The 14,103-nt window shown below is 35.8% G+C and carries 17 protein-coding genes; 5 read left to right on the top strand and 12 right to left on the bottom strand.

What is annotated here, in order from left to right:
* Positions 1-17: 17 nt before the first annotated feature.
* From BM084_RS13335 to BM084_RS19435, 7 genes are all read right to left on the bottom strand, one after another.
* Complete coding sequence (locus BM084_RS13335; RefSeq protein WP_093305427.1) at positions 18-1,220, bottom strand: sensor histidine kinase; 1,203 nt, start codon at positions 1,218-1,220, stop codon at positions 18-20.
* 66 nt (positions 1,221-1,286) lie between these two features.
* On the bottom strand, positions 1,287-2,498 hold the full coding sequence (locus BM084_RS13330; protein ID WP_093305425.1) for a sensor histidine kinase: 1,212 nt from the start codon (positions 2,496-2,498) through the stop codon (positions 1,287-1,289).
* Positions 2,499-2,559: 61 nt separating this feature from the next.
* Complete coding sequence (locus BM084_RS13325) at positions 2,560-3,324, bottom strand: TIGR02757 family protein (RefSeq protein ID WP_093305423.1); 765 nt, start codon at positions 3,322-3,324, stop codon at positions 2,560-2,562.
* A 5-nt stretch (positions 3,325-3,329) separates the two neighbouring features.
* The gene (locus BM084_RS13320) at positions 3,330-4,004 is read right to left on the bottom strand and encodes an ABC transporter ATP-binding protein (RefSeq protein ID WP_093305421.1); all 675 of its coding nucleotides are present in this window, start codon (positions 4,002-4,004) and stop codon (positions 3,330-3,332) included.
* Positions 4,005-4,141: 137 nt separating this feature from the next.
* The gene (locus tag BM084_RS19545; RefSeq protein WP_262506680.1) at positions 4,142-4,900 is read right to left on the bottom strand and encodes a DUF5916 domain-containing protein; all 759 of its coding nucleotides are present in this window, start codon (positions 4,898-4,900) and stop codon (positions 4,142-4,144) included.
* The gene (locus tag BM084_RS19540) at positions 4,863-6,071 is read right to left on the bottom strand and encodes a DUF5916 domain-containing protein (protein WP_262506679.1); all 1,209 of its coding nucleotides are present in this window, start codon (positions 6,069-6,071) and stop codon (positions 4,863-4,865) included. The genes BM084_RS19545 and BM084_RS19540 overlap by 38 nt, the downstream gene beginning before the upstream one ends.
* Complete coding sequence (locus BM084_RS19435; RefSeq protein ID WP_245764376.1) at positions 6,028-6,582, bottom strand: carbohydrate binding family 9 domain-containing protein; 555 nt, start codon at positions 6,580-6,582, stop codon at positions 6,028-6,030. Before BM084_RS19435 ends, BM084_RS19540 begins: the two co-directional genes overlap by 44 nt.
* A gap of 135 nt (positions 6,583-6,717) precedes the next feature.
* On the opposite strand from BM084_RS19435, the gene msrA reads away from it, so the two are divergent.
* The 5 genes from msrA (at position 6,718) to BM084_RS13290 (ending at position 9,674) form a co-directional block, all read left to right on the top strand.
* Entirely contained in the window at positions 6,718-7,260 is a 543-nt protein-coding gene (msrA, locus tag BM084_RS13310) for a peptide-methionine (S)-S-oxide reductase MsrA (RefSeq protein WP_093305419.1), read from the top strand.
* Between the two features lie 7 nt (positions 7,261-7,267).
* Positions 7,268-7,864 carry a GTP cyclohydrolase I FolE gene (gene folE / locus BM084_RS13305; protein ID WP_093305417.1) on the top strand — a complete coding sequence of 199 codons (597 nt, stop codon included), beginning with the start codon at positions 7,268-7,270 and terminating at the stop codon, positions 7,862-7,864.
* Between the two features lie 44 nt (positions 7,865-7,908).
* A complete protein-coding gene (locus tag BM084_RS13300) occupies positions 7,909-8,217 on the top strand; it encodes a hypothetical protein (RefSeq protein ID WP_093305415.1) in 309 nt (102 codons plus the stop codon).
* 182 nt (positions 8,218-8,399) lie between these two features.
* Positions 8,400-9,293 (top strand): YihY/virulence factor BrkB family protein, encoded by an 894-nt coding sequence (locus tag BM084_RS13295; RefSeq protein WP_093305461.1) that lies wholly within the window; start codon positions 8,400-8,402, stop codon positions 9,291-9,293.
* A gap of 138 nt (positions 9,294-9,431) precedes the next feature.
* A complete protein-coding gene (locus tag BM084_RS13290) occupies positions 9,432-9,674 on the top strand; it encodes a hypothetical protein (protein WP_093305413.1) in 243 nt (80 codons plus the stop codon).
* 104 nt (positions 9,675-9,778) lie between these two features.
* On the opposite strand, the gene BM084_RS13285 is transcribed toward BM084_RS13290, so the two are convergent.
* The 5 genes from BM084_RS13285 to BM084_RS13265 all read right to left on the bottom strand — a co-directional run bounded on the left by BM084_RS13285 (position 9,779) and on the right by BM084_RS13265 (position 13,991).
* Entirely contained in the window at positions 9,779-12,118 is a 2,340-nt protein-coding gene (locus BM084_RS13285) for a TonB-dependent receptor (RefSeq protein WP_093305411.1), read from the bottom strand.
* A gap of 45 nt (positions 12,119-12,163) precedes the next feature.
* A complete protein-coding gene (locus BM084_RS13280) occupies positions 12,164-12,448 on the bottom strand; it encodes a hypothetical protein (RefSeq protein ID WP_093305409.1) in 285 nt (94 codons plus the stop codon).
* Positions 12,449-12,487: 39 nt separating this feature from the next.
* Positions 12,488-12,790 carry a DUF6787 family protein gene (locus tag BM084_RS13275; protein ID WP_075326996.1) on the bottom strand — a complete coding sequence of 101 codons (303 nt, stop codon included), beginning with the start codon at positions 12,788-12,790 and terminating at the stop codon, positions 12,488-12,490.
* A 44-nt stretch (positions 12,791-12,834) separates the two neighbouring features.
* A complete protein-coding gene (locus BM084_RS13270) occupies positions 12,835-13,254 on the bottom strand; it encodes a DUF6146 family protein (RefSeq protein WP_075326995.1) in 420 nt (139 codons plus the stop codon).
* 116 nt (positions 13,255-13,370) lie between these two features.
* Positions 13,371-13,991, bottom strand: a complete 621-nt coding sequence (locus tag BM084_RS13265; RefSeq protein ID WP_093305407.1) for a DUF937 domain-containing protein — start codon at positions 13,989-13,991, stop codon at positions 13,371-13,373.
* Between the last annotated feature and the right edge of the window lie 112 nt (positions 13,992-14,103).

Below are 14,103 nucleotides of genomic sequence, written 5' to 3'. Positions count from 1 at the left end.
ATGAAATGGAATTTAAGCTAAGGCCGTTTAATTTTGAATTTAAAAGTACAGCCTTTACCTTTTTCAGAAATCACTTCAATACTGCCATTCATTTGTTCTATATGTTTTTTAACCGTGGCAAGGCCTATGCCGCTACCGGGATTGCCGTACCTGTCTTTGGCATCTAAAGTAGCAAAAAGCTGAAAGATCTTTTCCTTATCGGTAGCAGAAATTCCAATGCCATTATCGCTAACTTCAAAACAATAATAAGTTGAAGTAGTTTTGAAATTAATATCCACTTTTCTAACTTCTGAAGTATTATATTTTAAAGCGTTGCTTATTAGATTCATAAAAACCTGGCTAAGCGCAGCTTTGTTTATATTTTTAAGATGACCTTTATTGGGGTAGGTGATTTCTACATTTTCTTCCAGTTTATAAAGATCTGTAATTCGCTTTAAAAGGGTAGGGAGGTGCACATCTTCATAATCTTTTTCTAAAACATGATCGCTGCGATAAAAACTTAAAATTCCATCTACATAATTGCGAAGGGAATAAGACGATTCTACTAAAAAATCGAGATACTGCCTGCTTTGTTTATCAAGTTTTTCCTTGTTTTCGTCTTTAAGCAATTCGGTTAAGGAAATAATATTGGCGAGAGGCGATTTAATATCGTGAGAAACCAGGCTGGCAAATTTTTCCAGTTCCTTATATTTTTGCTTCAACTTTCGCTGTACGTGTTGAAGTTTGTTTTTATGTTTTCGCGATTCAAAGAGGTTCATACTTTGGTTCGCTAAAGCCAGTAAAGATTTTTTCTGATCTTCATCTAACTCCCTAATTCGTGTATCAAAAATGCAGAAAACGGCTATTGCGTGGCCATTTGCATTTAAAAGTGGCACCCCTGCATAAAAATGATACTCACGATCGTAAATATTCCTGGCATTTTCAAATAACCCTGGATGCTCGCCGCTATTAATTATAAAGATTTCTTCGCTTGTGTGAATGGAATGCTCGCATAAAGCATTTTCCCGGGGAAGTTCGGCCAGTTGAGTACCGTAAGCCGATTTATACCAGATATTATTTTTACCAATAATACTAATTTTTGCTACTGGAACCTGGCAAATCTTTGCCGCTAAAAAAGTAAGCTGATCGTAGTCCTTGTCTTCTCCCGATTTAAAAATTGCATATTCAGCAAGCGCTGCCCGACGTAATCTCTCATTTGAAGAAAATTTTTTTTGTTGCATACTTTTTTGCAATTAATACAATAATATATAAAAAAATCTTCGATTTTTGATGAAAAAGCTTGCTATTTAAGCTTTTCGGCTAATAGAAAAATCAAATCTGGTACCTTTTCCCATTTCCGAAGTCACTTTTAAATTCCCTCCTAAATTACCCACCAATCTTTTTACTGTAGAAAGCCCAATACCATTGCCCTTATTTCCAGAGCGATCACTTTTGGCAACGGTGGTAAAAAGTTTAAAAATATCATCTTCTTTCTCTTTTGGAATACCTATCCCGTTATCCTGTATGCTGAAGTAATAAAAATCGGGGTTTTGAGAGAATTCAATATCAATAACAATCTTGGGTTTATCGTTGTATTTAAGGCTGTTCCCTAATAAATTTAAAAAGATTTGTTCCAGGGCTGCACGGTTAGAACTAATAATGCTATTATCTTCTGGAAGGTTAATTACGCAATCTTCTGTAATAGTTAAAAGGTCTATAATTTCTTCCAGCAGTTGGTGCACATCAAATTCTTCGCTGTTTGAAGCGGCAATATTATCACTCTCATAATGATCTAAAATGCCATTTATGTAGCTGCTAAGCTTTAATCCGGCTTGTTTTAGGTTTTTTAAATAATCTAAACCTTCTTCTCCAAGTTTACTACCAAATTTTGCTTTTAAAATATCTGCAGAGATAATCATATTGGCCAGGGGCATTTTCATATCGTGTGAAACCACCCCGGCAAAATCCTTGAGCATTGCATTATGCTCGTTTAATTGCTTTTTAATATTCTCCAGGTAATCGTTTTTACGTTTCAATTCCAATAGAATTTCTACCTGTTTCGCCAATGATTTTAATGCCTTTTTTTGTTCCTGGCTTAGTTTATTCGGTTTTGTATCAATTACACAAAGAGTGCCCAAAACCATATCATCATAGTTTTTTAGAGGCATACCGGCATAATAAATTATAGGATCATTATCGGCAAGTACAAAAGGATTATCTAAAAACCGCCCGTCTAAGCGGGTATCTTCAATTTCCATTAGTTTCTCCGGTTCCAGAATGGCGTGACTACAAAACGAAATATCCCGTTCTGAGGTGCACATATCTGTACCATATTTAGATTTAAACCACTGCTCGTGTTCCCCTACAAGGGAAATTAAGGAAATTGGTGTTTGGCAAATAAAAGACGCAAGTTGAGTGATATTATCAAATTCCTCTTCGGTGGGACTGTATAAAATGTTGGCGTCCTCAAGCGCTTTTAATCGTTGGCTTTCGTTATCTGGAATAGCAGGACTTAACATATATTTGAAGATTGCATTAAAACAAATTTAACAAAATTAAGTGTAACCTGTTAAACTTTTGCTAATACTTTTCAAAGACTCCTAATCCAAATAATGCAAAGTCGTATTTAACGGGATCTATTGCATCTAACTTTCGTAACGCTTTATCCAATTCATTTAAAGCTTTGGCATCACTCGTTTTGCGTTTCAAGAGTTTTAATTTCCTGGCTACATTTCCAGAATGTACATCTAAAGGGCAACTTAATTGCGAAGCATTAAGGTTGTTCCAAAGGCCAAAATCTACCCCGGCCTGGTCTTTTCTCACCATCCACCGCAGGTACATATTTATTCGTTTTGCAGCCGAATTCTTCAGCGGATCACTTACATGTTTTTGGGTTCGTGGAGGATGCGAGATTTCAAAAAATATTTTCTTGAATTCGTGAATAGCGGGTTGAAGGGAATCTTTTTCAGCATATTGTGTAAAAACAGTTTCAATACCACCGTGGTTTAAGTAGATATTTTTTAATGATGAAATAAAATAAATAAGATCAATATCATTAAAAGTGCGGTGAACAAATCCCGTTAAGCTTTCTAAATCGCTTTCAGAATGATTAATAATGAAATCGTGCGGACTGCGGTCCAGCATTTCCATTAAGCGATTTGCGTTCTTGAGAATACTTTTTCGGTTTCCCCAGGCAATTGTAGCGGTAAGAAAACCGGCAATTTCAATATCCTCCTTTTTACTGAATTGATGCGGAATTTGAATAGGATCTGATTCTATAAATTCTGGCGTATTGTATTGTTCGACTTTAAAATCGAGAAAAGATTTGAGTTCACTTTTTTTCAAACTGCTTAAATTTCCTTTTTGTCAATAATTTTTCCGTCCTGCATAGTGATTTTCCGGTCGGCCATATCGGCGAGTTCCTCGTTATGGGTTACAATTACAAAAGTTTGCTGAAACTCGTCCCTAAGTTTAAAGAATAATTTGTGAAGGTTTTCGGCAGATTCGGTATCTAAATTTCCCGAGGGTTCATCGGCAAAAATCACTGCGGGATTATTAATTAGAGACCTTGCAACCGCAATGCGTTGTTGCTCGCCGCCACTAAGTTCAGCGGGTTTATGATGTGCCCGGTTTTTAAGGCCTAAAAACCCTAAAAGTTCTTTTGCGCGTTCTTCGGCCTTTTCTTTTGGCGTATTATTAATAAATGCCGGAATACAAATATTCTCCAGGGCAGTAAATTCAGGCAATAATTGGTGAAACTGAAAGATAAACCCAATATTCTTATTCCTGAATTTAGATAAATCCCGGGACGAAAGTTTATAAATATCTGTATTATTAATCTGAAGCGTAGAATCTTTGTTTTTTTCTGGTTTATCCAGCGTTCCCAAAATTTGAAGTAAAGTGGTTTTACCCGCTCCCGAAGCCCCCACAATAGAAACAATTTCGCTTTTTTTAATATGAAGGTCGAGCCCTTTTAGTACGTGCAGGTCTCCGTAGTATTTATGAATATTTTTGGCTATTATCATTGTTCGCTAGATAATCGAGATTTAAGAGCTCCAGGACTTTCCCCGGAAATTAATTTATTACTGATAACGTCTTTTCACCTGGTTAGAGAGATTTATTAGGCTCGTGAAAATTAGCCAAATTCAGCAAAACCCCCAAGCTAAGAATTGAATATGTTTTTTACCCGGTTGTAGTCTATATAATACACTATTCGTAGGCTAAAATTATGTCGTGCCGGCCTGTTGAATAAATTATCCAAACTTTGCTGAAAATCTAGATAACTTAATTCATCCTGGTTAAAAATAGAATTTCTATAGAGTAAAATAGCTTCACTGCCGGGAGCAAACTGCCAGCGGTAGCTTAGATCCAGGTTCCAGATATTAAAATTAGCATCGGGATTATAATTTTCTTCCCTGTTGTAATTTATTGAAGTTAAACTTCCATCTTCGTTTAATTTTGAAAAGCTTCCATCTTGAAACTGCGCCAACGACCAAAAATTTCTAAAACTTAAATTTAAACCCTGTTTCTTGGTGAAATTATAATTTGCCTGAAGCGAATTTTCAAAACTTTTCATATCCCTGTTTCCAAAAATAACATCTCGCGGTTGAAGGCCTACAAAGCTGGGACGATTTATTTCGTTATCGTATTCAAAACCATAAATCACTAAAAACTTATTGTTTATACGTATTCTGGGCTCAAAAATAAAATTAAAACTTTCCCGGGAACTTTTACTAAAAGTTTGGTAGGTGCTTCGAACATCTACAGCTAACTTTTTTCTATAATCTGAAGATATCCAGCCGTTTGCCGCAATATTTGGTTGATAGGTGATAAAAGTATTCTCCCTGCTTGGTTCAAAAAAGTCTTTAAAAGCTGAATTTACTTCAGCAAAACCTCCAAAGGCAAATCGATCTCGGGTCATAGCAAAAAATGCTTAGACCGCCGCCGCTTGCCACATTCACATCGGGACGGTAACGCCGTTGGTGATTTGCATATAACTCTATGTTATATTGATTAAAAATGCCGGTGGGTTCAAAAGTTTGATAAGAAGTATTCAGATAAAAATTGTTGTAATTGTTTGTAAAACTTATTCCAAGATCATTAATATCATAAGTTTCGTTAGCGAATTCGTGAGAAACTCCATACCTAAGATTTCTTTTGGTTCTGTTTATTGAAAATAAAGAAGCGAAGCCCGTTTCATTTTGGCCCGGTAAATTCACATTGCTCATTTTTGCTTCTCCTACAAAATTAAAGGAGTTAGCTTTATTAAAAATATCAAATAGAAATCCGGTAACATTGGCATCCCTAAAATTCCCTTCCCTGGTAACATTAGTATTAATTAAACTAATAGAAGAATTTTTATTAAAACGTTGGTCAAGCACCAGGATATTATAATTGGCCAGTGGTTCTGTAATTTTTTCGCTGCGATTGCCGGTGAGAATGTCCCTAAAAATCGCTTTAGTTTCAGCGGTAACAGCATTAAAAAAACCTACGCCCAGGCCTCTCTCGGTTCTTCCAGAAATCTTTAAAGCATTAATAAGATCGGTTCTTTCAGGATTTTCAAGAATTTCTTCATTATCGAGTTTTTCCCGCTGGGCGCTATTAAAACCAATGGGAGTATTTCCTACTCGGCGCGAATAAAAAAGATCTCCTTTTGTAAAAAGTTCTGTTCCTTCGGTAAAGAATGCGCGGTTTTCCCCAAAGATTTGTTCAAACGGGCCTAAATTTAATTCTACATCATCATATGCAACCTGGCCAAAATCTGGCACTAAAGTCATATCTAAAGTAAAGGCTTTGCTAATTCCATATTTTACATCCAGGCCGGCATTAAAATTAGTTTCAGTTTGACCATCAAATATGTCTATTTCAGCCGAAGTATATGGATAAAAACTCAGTCGGGTAGGAGGTTCAATATTTTTAATACCTGTAAGCAAACCGGTTTGTTGACTCATTAAACCCACAGCTTTATCTACATAATTCCAGGTGTAACTTTCATTTCTGTGCGAAATTTGCCTTAAAAACTGAATTCCCCATTCCTGTTCCTGTTTTTCAGGAAAAACGCAAGGCAGCGTAAGGAATGCGAACTTCGGCATACCATCCACTTTCATCTTGAGAAACTTCTGCTTCCCAAACTATATTAAACCCGAAATCCTCGTTATTTCCGGTTATTTTAGCATCGGCTCTGGTACCCGCAGCGGTAACGGCAAACCTTATTTGATTTTCACCATCGTCATAGGTATTAATATCTATTTGAAAATAATCGCTTTGCTCCAAATTATCCCGTTGGGTATACTGTTTTACAATCTTTTCCGGTCTATTTTCATATAAATATGCGGCGATATACAGCGCCTCATTGGTATAAACTACTTTCACTTCGGTATTATGACTTTGGGGAATAAGATTACCATCACCAGGATAATACATCACAAAGTTCTTAGCGTTGGTAAGGTTATTCCAGGCTTTATCGTCTAAGATTCCGTCAATTACCGGAGATTCCTGAATTTTTGTTGCCGTATAATTTTTACGCGGAAGACTCTCAATTTGAGCCGAAATTTGTTGAGTAAAAATGAGGAATATTAAAATTAACCGGATTTTTGCAGGCATTAATTGATAATTTGATTGAAAATAAGTTCAAATATATCATAGTTCTCAATGCAGTCAAAGCTTTGATTTAAATTCAAGTTAAACTATATCTAATTTGTTTATTATTACCTTAAATTTGCTAAACAAAATTAATCTATGAATACAGAAAATTTAGAACTGGCAACTTTGGCAGGAGGTTGTTTCTGGTGTACCGAAGCTGTTTTTCAACGTTTAAAAGGAGTAGAACAGGTACATTCGGGATTTACCGGCGGAAATATAAAAAACCCTGCTTATCGTGAAATTATAACGGGCAGAACAGGTCACGCTGAAGCCATACAGATAAGGTTTAATCCAGAAATAATTAGTTTTCAGGATTTGCTGTATGTATTTTTTGCCACACACGATCCCACCACATTAAATAGACAACAAAACGATGTGGGAACCCAATATCGTAGCGCTGTTTTTTATCATTCTGAAAAACAGAAAGAAACCGCAGAGAAGGTGATTGAAGAACTTGAAGAAAAAAAGATATTTGAGAATAAAATTGTTACCGAAATAACTGCGGCAAAAGATTTTTATATTGCAGAAAAAGAGCACCAGGATTTCTATAACCAGCATAGACAGCAGCCATATTGCCAGTTTATTATAGATCCTAAAATAAAAAAACTAACTGAAGTTTTTTCAGATAAACTGAAATAATAAAAAGATGGCTTATAAATTTAAAGAAGAATATAATATTGAGGTTACTGACGGACTTCAGCAAAATTATAAAAATATCCTTGAAGGGATAGGGGAGGATATTAGCCGTGAAGGCATAGAAAACACTCCAGAACGCGCGGCAAAAGCTATGCAATTCTTAACGCAGGGTTATAAAATGGATGCTAAAACCATTTTAGAAAAAGCGATGTTCAAGGAGAGTTATGATGAGATGGTGGTGGTAAAAGACATAGAATTATATTCATTATGCGAACACCATATGTTGCCTTTTTTTGGAAAAGCTCATATTGCCTACATTCCTAACGGCCATATTGTTGGCTTAAGCAAATTACCCAGAGTGGTAGATGTTTTTGCCCGCCGGCTACAAGTGCAGGAGCGTTTAACGCATGATATTTTAGAATGTATAAACAACACCCTTAAACCAAAAGGAGTAGCAGTAGTTATAGAAGCCGTACATATGTGTATGATGATGCGAGGAGTGCAAAAGCAAAATAGTGCGACTACAACTTCAGGATTTAGGGGGCAATTTGAGAAGATAGAAACCAGAAATGAGTTTTTAAAACTCATTAGCTCAGATCTTAAATAACAAACTGGCACTTTATTTGCTTTATTTGGCTAAAAGCAATCAAAATGAAACTTTTAAAAGATAAACTATTTATAAAAGGCCTAATGTACGATGCTATTGGTATGGCTACTATGGCAATTCCTTTAGTGGGTCCGTTTCTTGATTTATTATGGGCACCTTATGCAGCCAGAAAAATGGGCGAAATGTACCCCGGGAGAAAAGGAAAAGTAGCATCTGTACTTGTATTTATTGAAGAGATTTTACCGGGAACCGATATTATTCCAACATTTACGCTAATGTATTTCTATACTTTTGTGTGGAGTAAAAAGAAGCAACCTAAAGAACGGGTAATTGAAGTTGAAATAATAGAGTAAAGCCTAAAGCTAATTTTCGATTAACGAGTAAAACTCTTTCAAAACTTTATAAAAGCGGAATTCCTTATCGGGATTCCGCTTTTTTTTGCATTTGTTGTAAATTATTTAAAAACTCTTTAACAGCGGGTACTCTTTGGTTTTAAATGTTTTATGTAATTTATGCTGAATGCAAAATTTATAATATGGCAGAGTTTGAACAGGACCGAAACACTATTTCCAATCCGTCAAAAATTTCATTTTCCGGCTGGAAGAAAATAGCAATTATAATAAAAGATAAAATAGATGAGAATAACTTAAGTATAGTATCTGCCGGTGTAGCTTTTTATGCATTTTTAGCGATTTTTCCAGCTGTAATGGCGCTGGTTTCAATTTACGGGTTGGCGGTAAATCCTGAGCAAATTGAATATCAATTAAACCAGCTTGCTTCCATGGTGCCAGAGGAAGCCTTTGGGATTGTTGAAAAGAGGCTGGAAGCATTTATCTCCACTTCGGGTAAAACATTAGGTTGGGGAATGGCAATAGGTATTTTATTTAGTATTTGGAGTGCGAATAAAGGAATGAAATCTTTATTTACCGGTATTGATATTGCTTATGCAACCCGCAGCACCCGGGGATTTATAAAACAGAATGCACTTACTTTATTATTTACTTTTGCCGCTATTATCCTGGTGATTTTAAGTATGGGCTTAATAGTTGTTTTTCCCGCCGTAGTAGGGGAATTAGGCTTGCCTCAAAATATTGAAAACCTTATTAGTTGGTTACGCTGGCCAATTCTAGCATTAATTGTTGGATTTTTTCTTTGCATTATTTATAAATATGCTCCTGCGCGGAATAACCCTAAATTAAAATGGGTGGTTCCCGGGGCGTTGGTCGCCACTATTCTTTGGTTAATCGCTTCATGGGGTTTCTCTTTTTATGTTAGTAATTTTGGAAGTTATGGGGAAGTTTATGGTTCTATTGCCGCAGTGGTTATTATGATGCTATGGCTTTTTATTAGTTGCTTTACCGTGCTTTTAGGAGCGCAACTAAATTCAGCTTCAGAGAGATATGCTAAGAAAGTTACCGCTTTTGAATAAAATTTCAACTGAATATTCTCTCGATCTAAGAGCGTTAAAACTGTGTTATTTGAAATCTCTTTAACGTTAGGTATTTAGAATTACCACGATATTTATATAAACCGAAAAATTTCGGGCTTAAACCAATAAAAAAATATTATGAATAACCAAGAAGCAATACAGAAAGGAATAAAATGGCTTAAACGAGCTGTGATCTTCAAAGCAGGAAAAATGATTATGAGAAAACCGGCAAGTGCCCTTGGAGTAGGAGCAGTAGCAGCCGGAGCGGGAATTGCAGCCTATAGTTTTCTTAAAAAACGAAAGAAAAATGATCTAACCCATATAGATAATATAGAAGACAATAATCCCGAAGTTAAAGGGAAAAAGAAAATTATAGTTTAAATACCCCAAATACTTAAAATTAGACCTCACAATTCCGCAGATGCGGTAATGTGAGGTCTTTTTATTTGCATAAAATAGATTGGGTCTTTTTGTGGATTATTTAATTAAAGCAACCACCTTACTGAAACAGAAATATTTCTACCAATATTAGAGATACCGTCGGGTTTTAAACGCGAAAGATGGGAGATATAATCTTTATTCAAAATATTGTTTGCACTTATGCCAATTCTCATTTCACTGGAATTAATAGCGAATTGCCCTCCAAATCCTGCACCTAATAGACCATAACCACCGGTACGGGTTTCAAAAGCATCTACATTATTTTGATTAAATACATTTTTCAATCTTAAGAAAGAATACTTACTATATATTTTATCTTCTGGATTGTCAAATTCTAATCTTAAAGTATTGGTTAAGGAATTTGCTGGAATTAGCGGTAAATATTCTCCATTCCTTCTTTTTCCCGTTACGGTCTCAAAACTACTTTCAAGGTGTAACCAGTCTAAAGGGTGCGGGTGAATATGAACTCCAACTTCACCACCGTATAATTCAGCATTATTCTGAGTGTATTCAAAAACAGGATTATCATCTATTAATTCTCCCGTAGGCTGTAAATAAATATAATCGCTTATTGAATTATGAAAGCCGTTCACAAAAGCTTCAAAATGCTTATTTCGCCATTCTAAAGAAAGATCTACCTGGAAATTCTGTTCATTTTCAAGATTTTGATCTCCAACCTCATACCTATTGGTACCGTGGTGAGAACCGTTAGAAGTTAATTCAGATAAATTTGGCGCTCTAAAACCGGTAGCCAGGTTTAATCTTGCGCTTAAATTTTCGGTAACATTATATTTTGCCCCCAGCGCACCGTTTATACTTTTATACGAATTATTTATTGCTGCAATTTCGCCTGTTTCGTGGTCGTGATCGTGTTCCTCTTCATGTTCTTCCCCTTCATGCTCGTCTCCTATATGTTCTTCTTCGTGAGCTTCTACTGCTTTGCTGTCTATACTCCTGGTATCAAAACGTAAACCTCCCTGGAAATCCCATCGGTCAAAATGAACGTGGGTAGTCGCGAAAAAACCAAAATCTGTAGTAGTGGCATCTGGGATTAAAATTTCTTCGCCATAGTTTGTATTGGTTTGGTGCATTCCCTGAACTCCCAAAATTGTTTCAAATCTCCCTGTTCTTGGTAAATTATATTTTAGATTATAATTCAAGGTTTCAAGGTGCATTTCTAAAGCAGGATGGTCGGTACCTTCATTCTCTTCCAGATGTTCTTCCTCTGCATTTTCTTCTTCGTGCTCTCCTTCGTGGTGGTGTTCTTCAAACTCTTTCCGGTTATTGTATTGATAACCTACTTTAAAATCAAGACTTGAATTGCTGAAATAAAGTTTATTTTCTAAACTTAGAATATGATTATCAATTTCCTGGTAGGGAAGAAGGGGATCTTTATCTGTAGATTGTACCCCTATTTCTTCCGGAATTCCAATATTCGATTTATTGAAATTATACCTTAAATCGGTTTTGAATTTAGCATCCTGGTAGCCGATGCCCGCTTTAAAATCGGTTTCATTAAATCGGGTATTAGTAACCCTTTCTCCATCCCCGGTTTCATAATCACTATGTGCGGCATAACTACCGCGAGCCAGAAATTTTAATTTTTCTCCAGATGTTTTGGCCATCACACTTCCCTGGTATCCCTGGGTATTACTGAAATAATTTACATCTGCTTCAGCGTTAGTTTTGTTTGCTGCTGCATAACGTTCTGGGTTAAGGTAAAGTACACCACCAATGGCATCGCTTCCATAGAGCAGGGAAGCAGGGCCTTTTATAATCTCAACACTTTCAATTCCTTTAGAACTAATACCAAGCCCGTGCTCATCTCCATACTGCTGATTTTCTAATCTAACTCCCTGTGTATAAACCAAAACACGATTAGAACTTAAACCTCTAATTACCGGTTTTCCAATTCCAACTCCTGTGGTTAAACTTTCCACGCCGGCAATTTGGGTTATCCCGTCGCTTAAAGTAACGGCTCCTTTACGGTTTAATTCTGCTACATTCTCCCGCTCTACACGCATTACATTTTCACTTTGTAACTGGTGAAAAGGAGTAGAGACTATCACTTCTTCCATCTCTATAGCCGATTTTTCTAAAGTGATACTTAAAGTAGAAGTTTCAGGAAAATCTAATTCGTTGGAGTATGTGCCGAAACCTACTGAAGAAACTATAATTTTAAATTTTCCGTTAGGGATATTTTCAACTGTAAAGTTGCCATCAAGATCGGTCATAGCACCTTTACTTAATTCAGGAAAATAAACATTGGCACTAAATACCGGTTCTCCGGTTTCAGCATTGGTAACCTTGCCCGAGAAGTTATTCTGAGCATATATAATTGGACTCACTGCTATAAAAAGCAATGAGAAAAGTAAACTTTTCATATATTATTTTTAAATAATTAAAATTCTAACAAATAAAAACGGATGTTAGGCAGCCAGTGGAGGACCGCGAAGCTCGAAAGGGAGCTTTTGATAATCACTTAAAAATTGATAAAAATCGAAGAATTGTTTTTTGATCTGTTTTTCTACAAGCGGCTCAAAATTTATAAAACCGGCAGCAAGTACCGGACTTTGATGAAAAGAATAGAGTTCACAGTCCAGGCTACTTTCGTGAAAATGCTTATCAGCATAATTTACACATAATTCGTGGCCGTGACCGCTAAAAATATGCGAGAAACTTATTACAACCGGAAGCAAAAGTAATGCTCCCAATAATATAGCGAATATGTGTTTAAGGAATTTCAAGAATAATTACTGGAATAATTTAGCAAAGCCCATTCTACTTAGCATTTTCTTTTCGAAGGCCCAAAAGAACTGAAACTGGCCAAAAATCCAGCCAAAACTAACCAATAGAACCTGGTAAATAGGAAAAATCAGGAATATTCTAGCGCTCCAGTAAACCGCCCAATGAGAGGATGCCTGGTAGATACCCAGGAAATTACATAGAGGCTCAGCTAATTTAGCTGAAGTAGATCCCGTAATAGCAAACACTATAAATATTATAAATATTTGCCAATTAGAATCTATACCCCAACGTGCTTTTAACTTATTCATGCCGCAAAAATACTAAAAGCTTCGAAGAATTAAAATAATGAGTGTTAAATACGCGTAGGTACAGAGAATCGCTGATTATAATGCCTGCTGAAAAACACAAAGTAATTGTATAGCAAATAATTTACCTCGTACCCGTAATCTATATTAGGATCGTAATTAATTTCCTGCAAATACAGATCGGAATTATATACCTGGGGTTGCCTAACGCGCTGATTATAATCTGAAACTAAAATTCGGTTTTTGTTTTCCAGGTATTGTTGAGAATAATAACCTTCAGGTTTAGCTATGGAATTTATAAAAAGATTAAAACCCGGTTCAATAATTATAATTTCATATTCCAGGCTATCGTTTGCAATGCGCACTGTATCCTCATTTATTTGAGAATCTCCAAGGTTTCTATTTCTTGAGCTTCCGCAGCTATAAATAAATAAACCCAGTAGTAAAATATAAATGAAGTTTTTCATGCCTGTTCTTTATTCTAAAATCGAGACTAAATTTTTCAATCTATTCCTTTTCATCAAACAAAAAGGAATATATTAAAATCTTATCTGCTGAAAAATATAATATTCTTTAAATTAATTTATTTTCCGCCTAACATACCACCAAGCAGACTACCCCCTTTTTTGCCTTTTTTACCTCCAAATGCCATTCCGGCAACATCATCTATTACGCTGCCATCACCATCGGCGTCTAATAAAGTTTCCAGTAAAGATTGGTCGTGAGAATCATCAGATCCCATAACCGAACCTAATAAACCAGATAAACCTGAAGAACCTACATTATCTTTTCTTTTTTGCTGTCCTAATAAGCCCATAACTACCGGGGCAGCCATTTCCAGGATATTATTCACCGTAGATTCATCAATATTTAATGTTCCGGCAATGGTTTTACTAATTCCGCTTTGTTTTGCTCCTAAAACGTGGTTTAAAATCTTGCTACCCTCGTTAGTAAGGTCTTCAGGATCTTTTTCTCCCAAATTATCTAAAACCTCTCCATTATGTTTTTCATCCTGTAAAGCTTTATCTAAACTTTCGGCACCTTTAGGATCTTTAGCGTTTCTTTTCATCGCGCCAAGAATTAACGGCATAGCCATTCCCAATACCGAGGTAATTTTACTTTTCTCTTCTGAAGTTTTTTCGCTGGCTTTATTCACCAGCTGATCTCCCGTTTGGGTATTAAGTAAATCTAATATTGAAGCCATGATTTTATTTTTTATTAAAATGAATTTACGGCTTTTAAATAGTAAGTCACGTTAAAGCTTTATTATAATCTGCTCGATAATGGAGATTAGATGCTCAAAAGACCTCCGTTAT

It is taken from the genome of Salegentibacter agarivorans (assembly GCF_900113135.1).
GTDB classification, from domain to species: Bacteria; Bacteroidota; Bacteroidia; order Flavobacteriales; family Flavobacteriaceae; genus Salegentibacter; species Salegentibacter agarivorans.
The sequence above is the reverse complement of the archived record's forward strand: the minus strand, read 5'-3'. Positions and strand labels throughout refer to the sequence as shown.

Coding starts and splice junctions, on each gene's coding strand:
- BM084_RS13335 (WP_093305427.1), bottom strand. CDS start 1,220: ATGCAACAAAAAAAATTTTCTTCAAATGAGAGATTACGTCGGGCAGCG.
- BM084_RS13330 (WP_093305425.1), bottom strand. CDS start 2,498: ATGTTAAGTCCTGCTATTCCAGATAACGAAAGCCAACGATTAAAAGCG.
- BM084_RS13320 (WP_093305421.1), bottom strand. CDS start 4,004: ATGATAATAGCCAAAAATATTCATAAATACTACGGAGACCTGCACGTA.
- BM084_RS19545 (WP_262506680.1), bottom strand. CDS start 4,900: ATGACCCGAGATCGATTTGCCTTTGGAGGTTTTGCTGAAGTAAATTCA.
- BM084_RS19540 (WP_262506679.1), bottom strand. CDS start 6,071: ATGCCGAAGTTCGCATTCCTTACGCTGCCTTGCGTTTTTCCTGAAAAA.
- BM084_RS19435 (WP_245764376.1), bottom strand. CDS start 6,582: ATGCCTGCAAAAATCCGGTTAATTTTAATATTCCTCATTTTTACTCAA.
- msrA (WP_093305419.1), top strand. CDS start 6,718: ATGAATACAGAAAATTTAGAACTGGCAACTTTGGCAGGAGGTTGTTTC.
- folE (WP_093305417.1), top strand. CDS start 7,268: ATGGCTTATAAATTTAAAGAAGAATATAATATTGAGGTTACTGACGGA.
- BM084_RS13300 (WP_093305415.1), top strand. CDS start 7,909: ATGAAACTTTTAAAAGATAAACTATTTATAAAAGGCCTAATGTACGAT.
- BM084_RS13295 (WP_093305461.1), top strand. CDS start 8,400: ATGGCAGAGTTTGAACAGGACCGAAACACTATTTCCAATCCGTCAAAA.
- BM084_RS13290 (WP_093305413.1), top strand. CDS start 9,432: ATGAATAACCAAGAAGCAATACAGAAAGGAATAAAATGGCTTAAACGA.
- BM084_RS13285 (WP_093305411.1), bottom strand. CDS start 12,118: ATGAAAAGTTTACTTTTCTCATTGCTTTTTATAGCAGTGAGTCCAATT.
- BM084_RS13275 (WP_075326996.1), bottom strand. CDS start 12,790: ATGAATAAGTTAAAAGCACGTTGGGGTATAGATTCTAATTGGCAAATA.
- BM084_RS13270 (WP_075326995.1), bottom strand. CDS start 13,254: ATGAAAAACTTCATTTATATTTTACTACTGGGTTTATTTATTTATAGC.
- BM084_RS13265 (WP_093305407.1), bottom strand. CDS start 13,991: ATGGCTTCAATATTAGATTTACTTAATACCCAAACGGGAGATCAGCTG.